The organism is Priestia sp. FSL H7-0729 (assembly GCF_038005685.1).
Lineage (GTDB): Bacteria > Bacillota > Bacilli > Paenibacillales > Paenibacillaceae > Paenibacillus.
The window spans coordinates 1,410,831-1,429,722 of sequence record NZ_JBBOTQ010000001.1; the positions used below are offsets into that span (position 1 = coordinate 1,410,831).

At 42.6% G+C, this 18,892-nt stretch carries 21 protein-coding genes; 3 read left to right on the forward strand and 18 right to left on the reverse strand.

Translation table 11 applies throughout. The features are described 5' to 3' along the window. Position 1: 1 nt before the first annotated feature. From MHH93_RS05875 to MHH93_RS05960, 18 genes are all read right to left on the reverse strand, one after another. A complete protein-coding gene (locus tag MHH93_RS05875; RefSeq protein WP_500053216.1) occupies positions 2-469 on the reverse strand; it encodes an NUDIX domain-containing protein in 468 nt (155 codons plus the stop codon). Positions 470-490: 21 nt separating this feature from the next. Continuing rightward, positions 491-1,390: a serine hydrolase domain-containing protein gene (locus MHH93_RS05880; RefSeq protein ID WP_500053217.1), complete on the reverse strand. Its 900-nt coding sequence runs from the start codon at positions 1,388-1,390 to the stop codon at positions 491-493. Beyond that, positions 1,384-1,713, reverse strand: coding sequence for a GNAT family N-acetyltransferase (locus MHH93_RS05885; RefSeq protein WP_500053218.1), 330 nt, complete (start codon positions 1,711-1,713; stop codon positions 1,384-1,386). Before MHH93_RS05885 ends, MHH93_RS05880 begins: the two co-directional genes overlap by 7 nt. Before the next feature lie 59 nt (positions 1,714-1,772). Beyond that, positions 1,773-2,234: a GNAT family N-acetyltransferase gene (locus MHH93_RS05890; protein WP_500053219.1), complete on the reverse strand. Its 462-nt coding sequence runs from the start codon at positions 2,232-2,234 to the stop codon at positions 1,773-1,775. After that, a complete protein-coding gene (locus tag MHH93_RS05895; RefSeq protein ID WP_500053220.1) occupies positions 2,228-2,797 on the reverse strand; it encodes a P-loop NTPase family protein in 570 nt (189 codons plus the stop codon). The genes MHH93_RS05890 and MHH93_RS05895 overlap by 7 nt, the downstream gene beginning before the upstream one ends. Continuing rightward, positions 2,794-3,336: a GNAT family N-acetyltransferase gene (locus MHH93_RS05900; RefSeq protein ID WP_500053339.1), complete on the reverse strand. Its 543-nt coding sequence runs from the start codon at positions 3,334-3,336 to the stop codon at positions 2,794-2,796. Before MHH93_RS05900 ends, MHH93_RS05895 begins: the two co-directional genes overlap by 4 nt. Then, on the reverse strand, positions 3,336-3,839 hold the full coding sequence (locus tag MHH93_RS05905) for a GNAT family N-acetyltransferase (RefSeq protein WP_500053221.1): 504 nt from the start codon (positions 3,837-3,839) through the stop codon (positions 3,336-3,338). Before MHH93_RS05905 ends, MHH93_RS05900 begins: the two co-directional genes overlap by 1 nt. A 24-nt stretch (positions 3,840-3,863) precedes the next feature. Continuing rightward, positions 3,864-4,220, reverse strand: coding sequence for an NIPSNAP family protein (locus MHH93_RS05910; protein ID WP_500053222.1), 357 nt, complete (start codon positions 4,218-4,220; stop codon positions 3,864-3,866). A 37-nt stretch (positions 4,221-4,257) separates the two neighbouring features. Further along, a complete protein-coding gene (locus tag MHH93_RS05915; protein WP_500053223.1) occupies positions 4,258-4,692 on the reverse strand; it encodes a methyltransferase in 435 nt (144 codons plus the stop codon). Between the two features lie 571 nt (positions 4,693-5,263). Beyond that, positions 5,264-5,731, reverse strand: coding sequence for a DUF2691 family protein (locus MHH93_RS05920; RefSeq protein ID WP_500053224.1), 468 nt, complete (start codon positions 5,729-5,731; stop codon positions 5,264-5,266). 49 nt (positions 5,732-5,780) lie between these two features. Next, positions 5,781-6,311 (reverse strand): P-loop nucleotide/nucleoside kinase family protein, encoded by a 531-nt coding sequence (locus MHH93_RS05925; protein ID WP_500053225.1) that lies wholly within the window; start codon positions 6,309-6,311, stop codon positions 5,781-5,783. Between the two features lie 12 nt (positions 6,312-6,323). Continuing rightward, positions 6,324-6,809 (reverse strand): GNAT family N-acetyltransferase, encoded by a 486-nt coding sequence (locus tag MHH93_RS05930; protein WP_500053340.1) that lies wholly within the window; start codon positions 6,807-6,809, stop codon positions 6,324-6,326. Between the two features lie 323 nt (positions 6,810-7,132). Beyond that, positions 7,133-8,197 (reverse strand): polysaccharide deacetylase family protein, encoded by a 1,065-nt coding sequence (locus MHH93_RS05935; protein WP_500053226.1) that lies wholly within the window; start codon positions 8,195-8,197, stop codon positions 7,133-7,135. A 218-nt stretch (positions 8,198-8,415) separates the two neighbouring features. Next, on the reverse strand, positions 8,416-9,471 hold the full coding sequence (locus MHH93_RS05940; protein ID WP_500053227.1) for an ABC transporter substrate-binding protein: 1,056 nt from the start codon (positions 9,469-9,471) through the stop codon (positions 8,416-8,418). A 107-nt stretch (positions 9,472-9,578) separates the two neighbouring features. Continuing rightward, positions 9,579-10,553 (reverse strand): galactofuranose ABC transporter, permease protein YjfF, encoded by a 975-nt coding sequence (gene yjfF, locus MHH93_RS05945; protein ID WP_500053228.1) that lies wholly within the window; start codon positions 10,551-10,553, stop codon positions 9,579-9,581. Then, positions 10,543-11,586, reverse strand: a complete 1,044-nt coding sequence (locus MHH93_RS05950; RefSeq protein WP_500053230.1) for an ABC transporter permease — start codon at positions 11,584-11,586, stop codon at positions 10,543-10,545. Before MHH93_RS05950 ends, yjfF begins: the two co-directional genes overlap by 11 nt. Before the next feature lie 4 nt (positions 11,587-11,590). Continuing rightward, the gene (locus MHH93_RS05955; RefSeq protein ID WP_500053231.1) at positions 11,591-13,102 is read right to left on the reverse strand and encodes a sugar ABC transporter ATP-binding protein; all 1,512 of its coding nucleotides are present in this window, start codon (positions 13,100-13,102) and stop codon (positions 11,591-11,593) included. Between the two features lie 85 nt (positions 13,103-13,187). Beyond that, positions 13,188-14,210: an ABC transporter substrate-binding protein gene (locus tag MHH93_RS05960; protein WP_500053232.1), complete on the reverse strand. Its 1,023-nt coding sequence runs from the start codon at positions 14,208-14,210 to the stop codon at positions 13,188-13,190. Between the two features lie 242 nt (positions 14,211-14,452). Here MHH93_RS05960 and MHH93_RS05965 point away from each other — a divergent pair, with 242 nt between their 5' ends. Genes MHH93_RS05965 through MHH93_RS05975 form a run of 3 tightly spaced genes read left to right on the forward strand, consistent with a single transcriptional unit; the run spans position 14,453 to position 18,817 of the window. Further along, positions 14,453-16,264, forward strand: coding sequence for a cache domain-containing sensor histidine kinase (locus tag MHH93_RS05965; RefSeq protein ID WP_500053233.1), 1,812 nt, complete (start codon positions 14,453-14,455; stop codon positions 16,262-16,264). 5 nt (positions 16,265-16,269) lie between these two features. After that, the gene (locus MHH93_RS05970) at positions 16,270-17,859 is read left to right on the forward strand and encodes a response regulator (protein WP_500053341.1); all 1,590 of its coding nucleotides are present in this window, start codon (positions 16,270-16,272) and stop codon (positions 17,857-17,859) included. After that, on the forward strand, positions 17,852-18,817 hold the full coding sequence (locus MHH93_RS05975) for a sugar ABC transporter substrate-binding protein (protein ID WP_500053234.1): 966 nt from the start codon (positions 17,852-17,854) through the stop codon (positions 18,815-18,817). Before MHH93_RS05970 ends, MHH93_RS05975 begins: the two co-directional genes overlap by 8 nt. The last annotated feature ends 75 nt before the right edge of the window (positions 18,818-18,892 follow it).

An 18,892-nucleotide genomic window follows, 5' to 3' on the forward strand; every position in this document is an offset into this window, starting at 1 on the left:
ATCAGCTTATTTTAATTACAGGTAACTCATTTACATGATTTATTTCGATGGTGTATTTCTTAAACTCATACTTCTCAAGTCCATCCCATCTATCCAAGAAATGATAAAACATATCTCCGAAGTTCATCCCTTCAGGCAATACGTCCACAAGTTTTATTTCATCAATCTCCGACTCGGGTAAGCTACCGAGCAGTATAACCTCAGCATAAGAGACCATACCAAAGCTCCCATTCCATTCATATACTCCATAAGGTGTTAATTCAAAATGCACTGCACCTGTCTCTTCATAGAGTTCTCGACTTGCCGTATGTAAAATGGTTTCCCCCATTTCTTTGTTGCCTCCTGGGATCTCCCAACCTCCTCTTTTCCTATTTTTGATAATGATGAATTTATGGTTATATTTAGCGATTATCACTGCAAATTTGATTAACTCTGGATCAAGTTCATCTAGATCAAACCATTGACTCATGGTATCCCTCCAATTACATGACTACTCTTTCAAAATATAATGGTTAAACCACTGAAGTGGTAACAAATTATCATCGGATATAATTGTTGTGACTACCACAACCAATCCTCGCTTTTGGTTAACAAAGATATATTGCCCTCGTCCACCGCCCATACCCATAGCATAAAACGTTTTATTTTCAGTTTCTTCTTCCTTGATGCTTTTCATTATGCGCCAATGGTAGCTATATAAGGGGTTGGAAGTAAGAGAAGGACTTTCACTTCTAGCAATCCAGTCAGCAGAGATGAGTTGTTTCGAATTCCACTCCCCATTCTGAGCGTATAACACCCCAAACTTCAACATATCTTCGATCTTCATTCGCAAACCAAATCCACCAATGGAAACCCCTTGTGTATCCTGATACCAATGAAACTCGTCAATACCTAGAGGTACAAATAAGTGCTTTTTAGCAAATTCAGCTGTGTTCATACCCGTCGCCTTCTGTAATATGGCGCTGAGTATGTGAGAACTTCCGCAACTATATTTCATTTGAATTCCAGGTTCGAATTCAACAGGTTGTTCAAGAACAAATTTTGTCCAATTCCTAGATGGAATCATCGAGTCATTCCCCGGATAATGCAGGCCCGAAGACATCGTTAACAAATGTTTAATCGTAATCCCCATTTTGCTATCATCCAGATCGTTAAAATAATTGACAATTGGAATATCCTCATGCTCAATGTAACCCTGTTCTATAGCGATTCCCATCAATGCGGAGAGCACACTTTTTGTAATTGAATTCACTTTATGTTGTTTTTCTTTCGTTTTCCGATTTCGATAATATTCATATTGAATTGATTTTTCTCGGTATATAACGCAACTCTCCGCTTTATTTCGTTTTATCTCTCTTTCAAGATCATTAAATTCAGTGATATCTAACACTCCCTTGTCGCTCCCGTACTCTCCGCCATGCTTTCTGCTTGCATGATTAATGATTTTCCATATCCTTTCTTTCTGTGTTCCATATCTATCCAAAAATTATCAATATATAATGTTTCACAATATGTAGCACAGAAGATCCCACCAACTGCCTTACCTGTCTTGTCCCGTAAAAAAAGATTTATAGTTTGTCCAGGCTTGTTTAATAAACCATTTGTTTCAGAGACGTTATAGTTATATAAGTTATTACAAACGGTTTTGTAGTCTTCTTCATGATCATCATCAAATACGATGTGTAATTCATTCTCATGATTGATATTATTCAATGTTTAAGTCACCTCATTTAGAAAATCATCACATATAATCTTTACACGATTAGAATTTATCACCTTATTGCCAACCTGTAGATCACTTCATCATCTGAATTGGTTCTATTCTCAATAATGAAGGACATGCTCCTATACAAGTTTTGTGCTATTTCGTTATCCTGTTCAACCGTTAATGAAATAACATTGCACAACGGATGCTGTTTCGTGATGTAATCTAGAATGGCTCTTATAGCGCGCTTTCCCATTCCTTTACCTTGATAGGATTTATCAATTTGAAAACCACCGATCCAATAATTATCAGTACTATCCGGAGTATAACTCAAATAAAAGAATCCAAATATCTTCCCATCGATTTCAAGTACGTAAGGATCAAATGCTTCATCCCACGGTTTTATATAGGCGTAAGCGATTCCCTCAATAACGGACGGAACTAACGAGATTTGGTGTTCATGCAAAGAGATCTTCAGCGCCTCTTCCCAATTCTCTCGGGTGACTGGTTGTATTTTTATATTCAACACTGTATCTCCTCTTTCGACACGCTTTGGTTAACTCTAGAGTTCTTTTCACTTTCACTTAAAATCACTTCCAAATGAGCTTCAATTAACTGTATAACTTGTTTTTTATTCTTCATGATCATTGCTATCTTGTTATTTTCGTTAATCACATCTATCGCTGCACCTATATTATATTGATGGTTCCACTTCACAATCATCTTGCATAAATCCTTGAATGACTGCTTGTAATTCCACGGTCGCAAGCCCAATCTGGACAATACAAACCTCTTTATAATTCGATAGTCTCTAATGAACACATTTGGGTTTAATACAAAGATTAAATCAGCTTCTTGTATGGATTTTAAAGTCCAATCTTTGTACTGTACTCCTTCTATGATCCAAGCCTCTGAACTGACAATAGATTGGACGGATTCATCCCTCACACTTTCAGGGTATCTCAGATTTTCGGCGCTCCTGTCCCAGATGAGATTGTCTAGTTCATAGGAAGGAATACCGAATATATCCGATAATTCTTTTGCCAAAGTTGATTTCCCACTGCCGCAAGATCCTATAATTCGAATTCTCATACATAATCTTTCTTCAACAATGCATAGATGACATTATCAACAAATCGATTTTTCCAATAATAGTTTTCTTTCAATATGCCTTCTTCACTGAAGCCAATTTTCTCAAGCAACGTTCTTGATCCTGCGTTCTCTGGCTCTACAAACGCTTCAATTCTATTTAATTCAAGCTTCTTGAATCCATATTCAACGATTCTCTGAGTGACCTCAGTCATATAACCCTGCCGCCAGAACTCAGGTGCTAATTCATATCCCATCGCAGCTTTATGATGTTGTTTCATCCAACCATGAAATCCGGATGTTCCAATAATTCTGTTGTTTGACTTCAAAGCAATTCCCCAACGAATAACCTGACAATTTTCGAATCGTTCATTCCATCTTTGTATGAGTTCTTCTGCTTGTTTCATATTTGTAAAACTCTCTACATCGTAGAACTTTGTAACTTCATCTGAAGAAAAAATATGAAATATATCTTGGGAATCACTCTGTTTAATCTCTCTCAACAGCAATCTTTTGGTTTCTAATTCAGGAAATGGAGTCATCATCCATTCACCTCAATGGAGTACACCGCTACCTTTTTCCCTATGATGTCTACGTCCTTCTCATGTTTCATGCCATTCTTTTGCGCCACTTTCATAGAACCCACATTACCATGTTGAATTAACGATATTAATCGTCTCTGTTTCAAGTGATCCATGGCATATTTTTTCCATGCTTGTGCTTGTTCATATCCGTAACCCATACCCCAGTATTGCTCCATAACCCAGTAACCAACTTCAAACTCATCAATGCCTTCAATGATTTGAGGAATCAGTCCAGAGGTCCCAATGCACTTGTTATCCTCTTTATTGAATGCAAGGAACAGCCCCTTATCGTCTTCATTCCAGTTGATGAACTTTTCCAGGCTTTGCATGGTTTCTTCCTTCGTCCAGGGTCCTCCATGTCTTATAAATTTCATCATACTTGGCTCACGTGTCATCTCGAAAAGCAAATCGAAATCATTTTTGGTATATTTTCGAAATATAAGTCGCTCTGTCTCTATCATACTCTCATCTCCTTTTCTTATATTTCACTTCAAAATTGTTTGTTCGCGATCTACTGTTGAAGTGAAAAACACTTGCCTACTCTCTTCTCGAAATACTTCTTTATACCGATGTCTTCCGATTTGATCAAAACGCGCTTGAACTCGCTTTACGTGTTCTGAATCTGATTTTATATTTTTCTCAATTTCTTCGTATTGTTCAAGGGTATCGTATTCCCACATCGCAAAAATTTCACTGGTTTCATCATCGATTGGTGTATGCCATCTTCCAATAAGTCTTGATCCGTACTTCAATTGGGATGGCAGCAAAATATCATTAAATAGAGCATTAAACTCTTCTACAAAAGAAGTCGCAATAAAATAGGTTTTTCTCCTATATATCATCCTCTGTACCTCCCTATGAGTATTAGAAACTACACACTTATCTCATCACAATTCCCCATGTAATTTTCATGTTCGGAGCATAGGTTAACCATGAGTTCTCATTAAACTCCCTAGCATACACCCTCTCTGCTTCATATTGTCTATTCGCTTCTTCTGAATTCAGGCCTCTTCCAACCAATGGAGTAACAACTTCAGGTCTAGCATTTGGCTCTTGTCCCAATCCTTCTTCTTTTAAAGCTTGAAAAAGCGTTTCCTTATCCGAATCCGCCATGTGTTGATCTAAGAAGTTCACCTTGTCACTCACCCGGCATTCTACATTTCTCAACCCAAGTTGGCTAAGCAGGATTGGAAGCTTCATACCGATATTTCCGTCTTTACCATTCCGTTTGCTATCCTCTTCGAATAATTTTTGAAGAATACCCAGCTGAATAATTTTGGATTGTTCAAGTCCATGTAATTCATAGTTTGACATATTAGCGATCCAATGGGGTTCAAAACATATGATTCTACCCTCATCTACTACACTTTCGATCATCTTCCGAAGAATGGTGATCGGCTCTGTCATATGTAATAAGAAGGCATGACTTATTGCTATATCGTATTGCCTTTTCACTTCTACTGTTTCAATGTCATCTACTATAAAAGTCGTTTGATAAGAAGTTTTTGAGAAAATCTCTTTGGCCTGCTAAGATATTCAAGCTGGTTATCCCAATAGTAATCAGACACGTGAAATCCCTCCTTCACAAGATGTAATCGTATTCATAAACATTCAAATATCATTGAAGAAAAGAACTATAGTGTGTTTTCAAACTTAGGAGATTTTCTAAGGAACACAGGAAAGCTTATTCTGCCTTCATGTCCTCTTTTAAAATTGTAAGGAACATGAAACATCTTATACCCCAAAGTCATCTGACAAAAACGCTATAAAAAGCTATTTATCCCCATATAGCGTCTCTCAGGTTCGTTAGATTAATTACATAGTGTTACTTTCGACAGTAGGGGAAGGCCTATCAAATCTTAGCAGTTCATCTCAAGCACCTTTGTCACCAGACCGATAGTTTTGTCCTTATATCATTATCATCCGTTAAATATTCAAGAGATTCGAATCCCTGTCTATTTATGTGATTATATAATTCCTCGATTTTTTCCGGGTCTTTACAATAAACTGTGACGTAGATACTATCAATTACAAGAAGAACCAGCTGACAGTCACTCAACATATAATCTCCATAGGTGATTACATCCATTATTTTTGCACCTTTTGGAAATGCTTTTAAATTTGCAAATATTAAATAATACTCGTTGTTATCAATAATCTTTTGTAACTCTTCTCCATTCATACCAATAATTATATCCGGAAAAAGATCATCCCCTAACGTATCATTAACAACGAAATAGGACTCCTCTTCACCAATAAACCAATCGAAATTAGATACTTCTATAGGTTTTAAAATCTCCCCAAGAAAGCGACCATAGGCATTTGGTATTTCAAAGCGTATTCCTCTGTTCATCTGTTCACCCTCTTATCATTATTACAATTCGTAATATAGTACCGTGCATTTATTTCAGTCGATATTTCTCATTGTTTATAATTTCACTGACGATTTCAGGTAGTTGATCTTCTGTAAAATGATGAGTATACAGCTTGTTATCTGTTCTTAAATCCAGATGATTTTCAAACACATCCAGCAGAAGCAAACTTCTTTCTTTCATTTGATATTCTTCTGCTCTTAGAAGGTCCCTATGAATAATGGTTGGACGATCCACCATCAATACAACATAGATTACACGAACATGATAGTCTGCCAATTCTGTCATTAATCCAGCAATGTCTTCCGGAAAGGACACATAGTCCAAAACTACATCGTAGTTATAATCCAATAAGTTTTTCACCAGACTAGATATATTTTTCCACGTTAAGTCGTTTGTAGCCTTATCAAGCCAGGGTTTACCTCTCCCTTTAACCGGAAAGTGACTAACCGCATCTCCAGAGATGTATGCACTTTTATCTAAAGTCTGAACCAGCAGCTTGGAAGTTGTAGATTTCCCTACTCCTGGGGGGCCAGATACAATATATAGGTTTTGACTCATTTCGTATTCCCCTTACAATATCTTTTGGAAACTTCCAATATCCAGTTTTCGATCAAATTTATATCCGATCTCTTTAAATAGAGCACATTGTTCATAGCCATTTCTCTCGAATAATGACTTACTTCTGGTATTTTCCATGCAAATCGTCGCAATTAAGGTATGGAATCCTTGTTCTTTTGCAACCTCCTCTATGAAACGAAGTGCTTGTTTGCCTAAGCCTTTCCCCAAAATATCGGGCTTCAAATATATAGTGACTTCTCCACAGATGTCATAAGCCTGCTTACTCTTATATTGGGTGATCAGAACATAACCCACCATTTGATTGTTTTCAAGAATTACGTAAGTTTTATAACGCGTATCCTTGTTGATCACAGAGGATTCAATCTGCTCAAGATTTAACTCCTCCGTATGAAACGAAATCGTTGTATTCCTTACATAATAGTTATAGATCACTCTAATCTCAGGAAGGTGCTGTTCTGCTACCTCTTCAAAAGTCACTGTCGTCAATTACCATCCATCCCCTGCTGTTCGTTATACAGATATCCCTATATAACTTCCGCTTTTATTTTAGGACCTTCTTCAAAATGAGTTTTATGATTTCACTGGTCTCCAGATGATCGGTAACAAGCCATTGGATCAATCCACTCCTAATAAACAAATGGTTTCAATACAACCAAATTTTCCCTGTCCACATTTTCATTCATTATAAATGTTTCCCTTCCACTTTTGTATTACAAAATGTCCAAAAACACGATAAAATCCCATTGGACTTCAAATGGGATTTCATATCTGCACATTATTTTTCAATTAACCTGCGTTAATTAATTGATTTCCAAGTAATCAATGTACACGTCCCATGTCCCGTCATCTGCGGTTACAACCAGCTGAATCTCCTGGTTTCCAGTGCCGTGACTAACATTATTAAGCGTATACACCGCAGGGTTGTTTCCTCCGAAGTAAAAAGTCCCCTTGGTCAGTCCGCCAATCTTCAAATCCACTCTAGCCATATTGGCATTGTTTGAAGCCCCACGAAGTGAAAAATTGTGAGTGCCCGTTGCAAAATACTGCGTGTATTTAACCAAATCATTGTTAGCATAAAGCACTACTCCATTGAAAGGAGAGCTTATATTCCCTGTGTACTGACCACCTTTGGTCATATTCTCAGCTTCCACTTTTGTTGAAGTACCTGGAGGATTGGTGGTGCCTCCATCAGGCGCGACTGCCCGACCTGTCGCCGGTGAGATCATGCCGGAGCAAAGGCCACGATTCTTCAGATTTTGTGCAATCTGCGGGATGGCCTGAAGTGTCGTCTGGTACTGATCATGCATTAGAATGACATCACCACTTTTCATGGTGTTCACAGCCGCTACAATTTGGGTTGCACTGGCGCCATTCCAGTCTTGGGAATCTACGTTCCACAGCACTTCAGTGAGCCCGCTTTGGCTCACAACGGATTTCAAGGTCGCATTTGTCGCACCGTAAGGAGGTCTGAACAATTTAGGTGAACTTCCAGTAATGGACTGAATCGTCTGCTGTGTCCGTGTAATCTCTGACGACATCTGAGAGCTGTTTAACGTAGTCATATTCGGATGTGTATAGGAATGATTGCCGATCCACATGCCAGCTGCCACCTGTGCAGTAACCAGAGATTGATTATTTTGCGCATTTTGTCCAACATTGAACATCGTTGCCCGCAAACCGGCCTGTTTCAATGCGTTAAGCATATTTGTTGTATTTCCAAATGGGCCATCATCAAACGTCAAGCCTACATAACCATTTGGACAGGCTGCATCCGCAGCACGAGCATCAGGCACTGCAGGAATGGAGAACAATGTACTGAAGAGTGCGAGTGATATTACCGCTTTTGCCAGCTTTCCTTTGAACATAATATTCCCTCCTCATATTTAATCACAGCATAATACCTTACTACACTCCCTCTCTTTATCAACGTTCAACCCTCGAAAAAAAGCGCTTTCAATTAAAGGTAAACCACGGCCTCCTTTCTCATAGATAAGACTTTAGTTCAAGGTGAGTTTAGTATAAACGATAAGGTTATTTAAAGTAAATTCTATTTTATCCAAAATGTTCTATTTTTTTACGTGCTCTAAAATCGCCGATTATACATCTCCCGTCTAGCGCTCTCTTGTGTAAAAATGTCCTCCGGGGGCACCATGCGCTTCGGGAGTGTTCGTCCTGCAATAATTTCTTTGGTAGCCTGCATAAGCTGTGGACCAAGCAGTGGGTTACATTCCACCACAGCATTGATTTTCCCACTGGCCAGAATTTCAAGTGCTTTGCGAGAGCCGTCCACCGAGACAATGATGATGTCCTCTCCCGGCTTCAGCCCAGCTTCTTCTATCGCTTGAATGGCGCCAAAAGCCATTTCATCATTATGGGCAAAAAGAACCTGTGGCCTTTCTTCTTCCGGAACCTGAAGGAACTCCTTCATCACTTGTTTCCCATTGGCCTCCGTAAAATCGGCAGGAGCACTTTGTGAGAAGATGATATCTGCTCTGGTGTCCAAAATGCTTCTAAATCCCTCTCCACGCTGGATGGAAGGCGTAGAACCACTCGTGCCTTGCAGTTCGGCAATTCGTATCGAACCCGGATGATTTCGCATCCGATCCAGAATGTACTTCCCCGCCTTCACACCTTCCTCATAGAAGTCTGATCCAATCGTTGTCACAAAAAGTGAAGTGTCTTTGACAGCGACTGACCGGTCTACGATGATCACGGGTATGCCTGCATCCTTGGCTTCCTGAAGAATGCCATCCCAGCCTGATTCCACGACCGGTGCAATGGCAATGACGTCCACCTTTTGCCTGATGAACGACCGAACGGCCTCGAACTGTTTCGTCTGAGACTGTTCTGCATTTTTTATCACAAGGGAGATTCCCGATTCTGCCGCAGCATTTCGAATAGATGTGGAGTTTGCCAGACGCCAGGCACTCTCTCTGCCGAGTTGTGAGAAACCCAAGACAATCGGTTTCGTAGAGATATCTCTTGCCACTGTTAATTCCATCCATTTCTCAACGGATGGGAGAGTTTCCAAGTTGTTAGACGAGATAGGAGGAGGCACAGATTCAGACTCTTGTGTTGTGCAACCGACAAGCAGTAGCAGCAGTATGAACAAGCACAACCCGTTCACGTATCTTCTCACTCATGCTCCCCCCATCCCCATGTTAGTCTCTACAACTACCGGTGCAGAGAACATATTGTTATATCATTGTTCGGTATTTGTGTTCAGTATCATTTCATCCGATCCACTTAATGCAGGGATTTCGAGGATACTCGCCGCCCGCTAAGAAGTCGTTGGAACAAAATAAAGACAAACAGCATCAGACCAATTACAATCTTGGTCCACCATGAGCTGAGCGTGCCTTCGAAGCTAATTATAGTTTGGATAGCCCCCTGGATCAATACGCCAATAAAGGTTCCCGCCACATATCCCACACCACCTGTCAGCAGAGTGCCTCCGATCACAACAGCCGCGATGGTATCGAGTTCAAGACCCATGGCGTGTAATCCATAACCGGATAACATGTAGAAGGTGAAGACGACACCCGCAAGCGCAGAGCACAATCCGCTGAACGTGTACACCAGAATTTTGGTACGTGCAACCGGCAATCCCATGAGCAGCGCAGATTGTTCACTTCCACCGAGGGCGTAAACGTTGCGCCCGAACCGGGTATAATGTGCCAGATAAATTGCTAGCAGTAGAATGACCAGAGCAATAATTACATTAATGGAGACAAAACTGCCCCCTGGCAGGGAAATTTTCGCCTGTGCAACCTGCGTGTAAAATGGATTCGTAATGGTAATGGTGTCGAGACTGATCACATAACACAGCCCCCGCGCCAAAAACATACCTGCCAGGGTCACGATGAAGGGCTGAATTTTAAAATAATGGATGATCGCACCCATGACTGTGCCAAACAACGCACCCATGACCAGCACCATTGGTATAACGATGGCAGGTGACCAGCCCTGTTTCTCGATCAGACTTGCACTAATAATGGTTGTCAGCGCAATGACAGAACCAACCGACAGGTCGATCCCTCCCGATACAATCACAAAAGTCATGCCAATCGCCGTGATAATCAGAAATGCGTTGTCAATGAGAAGATTAAACAAGACTTGGGTGGAAAAGAACCCTGTATACCGGAAAGAGCCTATGGCAAACATTACAGCCAGCAAGCCGAAAGTGACAAGGACCGGGAGATACTTACGATTAAGAAACATGGCGGTTAACCCCCTGTTCGGCTGGAAACTTCCGTTTTTTCCAACGGATCAGCATGGAATTGCGGAAGGAATCGGATTGAATCAAACATACGGCCAGTACAACAAAGGCTTTGACAACAAGTGTAACTTCTGGTGGTACACCAATCATATAGATCGTTGTTGTTAAGGTTTGGATAATAAGCGCTCCAACAACGGTACCCATTAGATAGAAACGACCACCACTCAGCGAAGTCCCCCCAATGACGACAGCAAGAATGGCATCGAGTTCATACCAAAGACCGGCATTATTTCCATCCGCACTGGACACATTCGAGCTGAGAATAAGCCCGGCAATGCCAGCACACAGACCACAGAAGACATACACCGTGAGAATTACCGTTCTTGACCGAATACCTGCCAGTCGGCTCGCACTCGCGTTACTTCCGACCGATTCGATAAACAGTCCCAGTGCCGTTTTTCTCGTTAACAGAGAGGCAACAAGCAAGACAGTCAATACGATGAAGATGGAAAAAGGTAATGTTGCTAACGAACCGGCCCCGATATAGGCGTAGTTCGCATTGGATACCGTAATAATCTGTCCACTCGTAATCAGTTGCGCAATCCCACGTCCGGCTACCATCAGAATAAGCGTCGCAATAATGGGCTGGATTCGGGCAACAGAAACTAGAGCCCCGTTCCATATGCCCAAGATCAGAGAGAGACCTATAGATAATCCAAGTGCACCCAACACAAGCCCGAAGGAACTCTGATCTACTCCTCTGCTGATGCTCATACACGCCACGGCACCGGAAATCGCTACAATGGAGCCCACGGACAAATCGATACCTCCGGTCGCAATGACCAGCGTCATGCCGATGGATACCAGAATTAAAGGTGCTCCAAAATTGAGAATATCAATCAAGCTGCCGTACAGATTTCCTTCACGCATGACGAGGGAGAAGAAATCCGGAGAGTACAGCAAATTAAAGAGTAAAAGTAAACCGAGCGTACATAACGGCCAAAACAAATGATGTTTACGCATCTTGCCCGCCATCCCTTCAACCTCCTGCCATTGCTTTCATAATTTGCTGTTGGTGGATCTGATCCCCGCTGAGTTCTTTCACTTTTTTGCGGTCCCGAAGTACGGCAATCCGCTGGCTGACACGAATCACTTCTTCCAGCTCGGACGAAATGAACATCACAGCCATACCCTGCTTTGACAAAGAAAGTACCAGCTTCTGAATTTCGGTCTTTGCACCAATATCAATGCCACGCGTAGGTTCATCGAGAATTAACAAATCGGGGTTCATCAGCAGCCACCGTGCAAGCAACACCTTTTGCTGATTGCCGCCGCTCAGATTTTTAATTAAATGCTCCGGGTTTTTCGGATGGATATTTAACAGGTTGATATACTTTTCGGCGATTTCATCCTGCTTCTTGCGTGAGATTGGTTTGGACCAGCCGCGTGTCGCCTGTAAAGCCAGAATAATGTTCTCCCGGATGGTCAGATCATCGATTATGCCTTCGGTTTTACGATTCTCGGAGCAAAAAGCAATATTTTGATCAATCGCATGTCGCGGCGACTTGACCGTACTTCCTGTATCCATAACGAGAAGCTTGCCTTCGTCCGAACGATCTGCACCAAAGAAAAGGCGAGCGATCTCGGTACGACCAGACCCCAATAGCCCAGCCAAGCCCACGACTTCTCCCTTGCAAATATCCAGATCGAATGGCTCAATCGCACCTTTCCGTCCAATTCCCTTCGCGGTAATTAACAGTTCTCCCGACTTGGCCTCGATAGCATCCGTTTCCTTCGGAAGCTCCTCCAACACTTCAAGCTCCTTGCCGATCATCTTGAGCACCAGTTCCATGCGTGGAAGTTCTGCGGCTATGTACTCTCCTTCCAATTCCCCGTTACGGAGCACCGTTAGACGATCCGACATTTCGTATACCTGATCAAGAAAATGAGTAACAAAAAGAATGGCGAGACCTTCACTCTTTAATTTGTGCATTATCCGAAACAGTTGCTGAACCTCGTTTTTGTCCAGACTGGATGTGGGTTCATCCAGTATGAGCACTTTTGCCGAGATGCTGAGTGCTCTTGCAATCGCAATCAGTTGTTGAATCGCAACCGAGTAGTTCTGTAAAGGAGCCTTAACGTCGATGGACAGATGTAATCTTTCTCGTAGCAGGTTCTCTGCATCTTTGTTCATTTGCTTCCAATTGATTTTGCCAAATCGCATCGGCTCCCGCCCGATATAAATATTCTCAGCAACCGTTAAGTTCGGGCAGAGATTAACCTCCTGGTAAACGGTACTGATTCCCGCCTTCTGTGCTTCGAGCGGACCGGAGATCGAAAGATCACGGTTATCCATCGTTACCGTTCCTTCGTCAATGGAATAAACGCCAGTCAGAACTTTAATCAACGTCGACTTTCCCGCTCCGTTCTCACCCATCAAGGCATGAATCTCGCCTGGAAACAAGCGAAAGCTGACGCTGGACAGCGCTTTAACCCCGGGAAATTGTTTGGTGATGCCTATCATTTGCAAAATGGGGGCTTGCTCGGCCATATAACCCTCTCCTTTGTTATGGAAAAAAGTCATTTAGCGACAACCTGGTCGAAAAATGACTTTTCGGTGTTATACGAATCTGCTTTTAATATTCGCGTGTTGGTAATGCTTCTTTGGCTTGTTCCGATGTGAACGTTGTCTCGTCCGTTACGATTCGGGGTTCGATCTCTTTTCCGTCCACTACCGCTTGAACCGCTTCCATTAATTGAGGTCCCAACAACGGATTACATTCGACGATAAAGTTGATTTTGCCATCAGCAGCAGCTTGCATCCCATCCTTCACGGCATCAACAGAGATAATGGTGATATCTACGCCTGGTTTCAGTCCTGCCGCTTCAATGGCCTGAATTGCACCAAGTGCCATATCGTCATTATGTGCGTAGAGCACATCGATTTTTTTATGTGCTTTGAGGAAAGCTTGCATGACTTCTTTGCCTTTGGCACGTGTAAAGTCACCCGATTGTGAAGCAATCACTTTAAGCTTTGAATTGGAAGCAATCAATTCCATAAAGCCCTCTTGACGGTCATTTGCCGGTGCGGAGCCTGTTGTGCCCTGAAGCTCCACGATATTGATCTCATCTTGTGTGTCCTTGTATTGGTCAGTAAGCCACTGACCTGCTTTGCGCCCTTCTTCTACAAAGTCGGACCCGATAAAGGTTTTGTAAAGGGTTTTATCCGGCGAATCCACAGCACGGTCCGTCAAAATCACGGGAATGCCTGCATCCTTCGCTTCCTTCAATACGGTATCCCAACCGGATTCCACTACAGGGGAAAAGGCAATCACTGTCACCTTCTGCTGAATGAAGGATCGCAAAGCTTTAATCTGATTTTCCTGCTTTTGCTGTGCATCGGAGAATTTCAAATCATAACCCGCTTCTTTGGCTGAATCCTGAATCGACTTGGTATTTGCCGAACGCCAGCCACTCTCTGCACCAACCTGCGAAAAACCGAGCGTAATTGTTTTGGTGCTGGCAGGTGTACTGCCCTCTCCGCTCGTTGAAGTAGCATTATCTGAGCCTGCTCCTCCATTAGTACTGTTACATGCTGTGCTGACCAGCATCACCATAGCCAATGTTATGGCAAGTCCCCACTTTTTTTTGGTTCGCATGTTGTGATCCTCCCTTTTTCATTTCACCTTGAGGTGTGACCACATTATAGAACGCTTTCATTCCAAGCTTATATGGAGTCTCATGCTTTTTTTATGTAATCATTTGGCAATTTCAAAAACGGAGTTCTAAAAAGTGTAATTTCTTTGTTTAATCGTGTAGTATTTAGCGATTCTCTTATATATTAGAAAATCATGTTATACTAATGATACATTTTTGATCCCTTCAGATGGAGTGGAATACGTTGAAACTCATTCAGTGGATTACTTCAAGCCTCAGGCTTAAATTACTCAGCATGTTTATCATCCTCAGTTCAGTACCACTGATCGTGGTTGGATTGATTTCTTACCACAAATCCTATACGGTCGTATCGAATCATAACAAGGCCTCGACACAACTGGTCGCCGACCAGCTTGCCAGGAACATCGACATCTTGTTTGAGGATACGGAAAGGCTGCTCGAACTGGGCAAGAACCCGCAAGTGCTTCAATACCTTTATTCTCAATCGGAGTCCTATCCGGAAGCCAAATCCATCTTACAGACATACAATCTTTACCGGGAAACCTACAAGTATGACAAGGTACTTAATATCTCATTCGTGAATTTCTATGGAAAAGGCATAAGTGAACGAAAAGGCGTATTCAAACTCGAACGGAATCCGCTGCGTAACCCGTACTTCAAATATCTGATACAGTATCCGGATGCCATTCTGCGCATCCCTCATTCTGCAACCTATGCCGAATACAACAGGCTGGATGGTTTTGCTTACCCTAAACAGAATGCGCTTTCAATTATAACCACGGTCAAAGAGCGAATTACACATGAGGTCATCGGGTTTATCGTAATTGATTTGAATGATTCGTTCATTGATGATTTTTTGACGAATACCCCCATTAAGGATTCTGGTTTTTTCTATATTAGTGATCAACACGGAAATACACTCTTCAGGCCGGATGCCACCCCGGCATCCATAACCATGATGGATCAGATCCGCTCCGTCCCTTTACATCTACAGCACGACAGCTTTATCCTGTCTGCAGGATCCAAGCCCCAGTTTGTTGTATACAGCACCTCCAAACAGACCGGATGGAAAATGATCGGGGTAGCTCCTTATCAGGAAATCATTGCAGAGGCCAATAGCATTCGCCAATTGATCATCATCACGGTTTTGTTAAGCGCCTTGTTTGCAATATCGTTATATTTTTTCCTGAATAATCGACTGATTCTTCCCATCCGGATTCTGATGAACAAGATGCGTAAAGCTGCAAACGGTTACTTGGAGGCCAAAGTCACGCCACACGGCTCGGACGAAATTGCTGATCTGGGCAAAAGCTTCAATGTGATGCTGGATAAGCTCAAAATGCTAATCGAAAAGAGCATTCGAGAGAATGAACAGGTGAAAATAGCTGAACTACGTACGCTACAAGCTCAGATCAACCCTCACTTCCTCTATAACACGTTGGAATCTATTCTATGGATGGCTGAAGCAGAGAAAAAAGAAAATGTAATCAAGCTTGTTCAGGCCCTCTCGAAGTTCTTTCGTTTGAGTCTGAACAAAGGATTCGACTGGGTATCCATTCAAACCGAGCTTGAGCATGCGCGCAGTTACTTGGTCATTCAACAGATGAGGTACCACGATATTCTCACATACGAGATCAGCGTTGATCATGAGCTTCAGGATTATCCCATTTTGAAAATGACGCTGCAGCCCCTGATTGAAAACGCGCTCTATCATGGGATCAAGAACAAACGTGGTCAAGGGCTGATATCCATACACGGATATGTAGAGGACAATAGCATCATTCTCACCGTACAGGACAACGGAATTGGCATGTCTGCGGATCGATTGGCACAATTACGTGATGAGCTGGAGAAGCCGGCCGGTTCCCGTTCACCTCAAGATGACGAGCAGGAGGGCGGATTCGGTCTGCTCAATGTACATCACCGGATTCGACTCTATTTTGGACCATCTTATGGTGTTGAAATGGAAAGTACGTATATGGAAGGAAGTACATTTATGATTCGTATCCCCAAAAGCAAGGAGGTTAACCATTGAAAAAGGTGATGATCGTGGATGACGAAATTGGAATTCGGGAGAATATACGGAGCTGCATCGATTGGGAAAAGGAAGGTTTTCACTACTGTGGGGATGCACCCGACGGCGAGCTTGCGTTACCTTTAATTCAAGAATGGGCTCCGGATATTTTGATTACAGATATCAAAATGCCATTTATGAACGGATTGGAACTGACCTCCATCGTTCGCACTCAGCAACCTGATATCAAAATCATTATCATGAGTGGTCATGATGAATTCAGCTATGCCCAGGAGGCCATCCGACTCGGTGTGACCGAGTACTGTCTAAAGCCCATTAGCGCAGCAGAGTTAATCCAGATGCTTCATAAGGTCAGCAAACAAATGGATGAAGAACAACAACGCATGACAAACCGGACGATCACCAAAGAAAAACTGCTGGCCGATCTGTGCGGAGGACTCATCGGTACAACCGATGCGATTGAATCAGCCAAACAACTTTCACTTCCTCTCTCAGCCAGATATTATACCATTGTCATAATCGACGTTCGATTAACAGATCATTCCCCGGAACCGGAATCCCTGATGAAGAAGCTTCTTCCTATACTGGAGGAAACTCGTGATCCCCACGTAGAACTTCTTCCTTATATTCGAAGCCGGACGGAACTCGTGCTTTTGCTTAAATATAATTCCGATGACAGCATATCCGTATATCTGGAGCAGCTTCGCGGGAGAGTTCGTACGGAACTTGAGCATACGTTCAAATGTAATCTGATTCTGGGCATTGGCAGTCAACAGGAGCGTCTGCAAGGCATTCATATCTCGTATCTGGAAGCGGAGGAGGATAAATATATTGCCCGGCTCACTGTTCAGAACAGAGCTTCTCTACGTGAAATCAACCTGGATGAGCACACGACTCTTTTTCTCGACAGGAATTCATTTCTTGAGTTTCTCAAACTAGGCAGCCCCAATCTGCGTGACTCTTTTGTGCAGGAGTTAGCCGCTCCATTACAGTCTTTCGACTGGAAGTCCTCATCGTATGGCTTCTACCTGTTGAATGATCTTACGCTGGAATCCTTTCGACTCGCAAATCAGCTGTTCCGCATGAGTGACCATTCGGATGAGAACATTACTTCCCTGCAACAGACAATTCGGAAGATTACCTGCTGGGCGGATTGCACCCAATATCTGTGCTCCCTGCTTAACCTGTTATGGGAGAGAAGAGCAGCGTGCTCCGGAAAATACAGTGATGTCATTGATCAGGTGAAAGCCTATGTATCCCGTGAATATAATAACGAACAGGTTTCATTGAAGATGATTTCTGCACACGTCCGAATCAGTCCAAGTCATCTAAGCAAGATTTTCAGTCAGGAAACCGGTCACACGATAACGGAGTATCTAACCCAGATTCGAATCGGTAAAGCCAAGGAGCTGCTGAAAACGACCAGCAACAAAACCTTTGAGATTGCTTACAAAGTTGGTTACAACGACTCCCACTATTTTTCTAATATATTTAAGAAAACAACAGGTTTTACCCCAAGAGAATACCGAACGCAAGGAACCGAGGAATCGCAGACCAGACCCTCAGATTTAAGAGAAGAGCCCATATATGAATAAAGCCAGATATGCACTTTTACTCACACTAATACTGCTGTTCCCGATGATCCTTTCATCTGGTTCGGCACACTTTCGTCCACAGCAAATGGCTGCAACACTTCCTGCAACTTCACCTGTTGAGAAATCTGCCGCGAGTAAAACTTTCGGTATTATCTATCCAATGACGTATCCAGCCTATGAGATGATCACGAAGGATGCAAGAGAATATGCAGGGAAACACAATATCACGTTAATCGTAAACGCACCTGATGAAGCCAATACCGAACAACAGATACGTATCATGGAAAATATGATCAAACAACATGTGGACGGGATCGCTGTATCGCCTGTAGATGCTGCTGCACTTACCCCCGTTATTAATGCAGCCCAAGCTGCGGGTATTCCCGTCATTACATTTGAGTCAGATGTTCCATCCAGTCATCGAATCGCTTATGTGGGCGCTGATAACTATCGCACTGGCCAGCAGTTCGCGATGACGACTACAGGTCTTCTGCATAATCAAGGTATGATTCTTGTGGAGAATGGCTTGGAGGAGATGCAAGGTTTGGAGCAGCGGCTTAATGGATTCATTGACTACATCCGCAGTGAAACAGACATCGAAATCTTGGAGGTTCGTTATCATCAAGGGAATGAAGATCAAGCCATGTCCGATATGGAGAACATGATTCAAGCTCACCCTCACTTCAATGCGATTATTGGGCTTGATTTTGTATCCGTCTCTGCCTCTACCCTGATCTGGAAAGCGAAAGGCCTTAACCGGCATTTGATCGCGTTCGGTGACAGCCCGACCAGTGAAAACGGGTTGCTCAACGGTCAATTGTCTGCCGTTATTTCACAGAATGAAGGAGTCTGGGGCGCCAAAATGATGGAGACCTTGTTACTCGCTAGCGACGGTGTGCCTGTGAAGGAATTTATTGATACGGGGATCATTGTAATCAATCAGGAAGATAGTAATTAAGGTGCTGTCCTCTTGTCATGAAAATGACAGGAGGACAGCACCTTTCCATTCGTACACGCTGATGAGTCCTTTTGA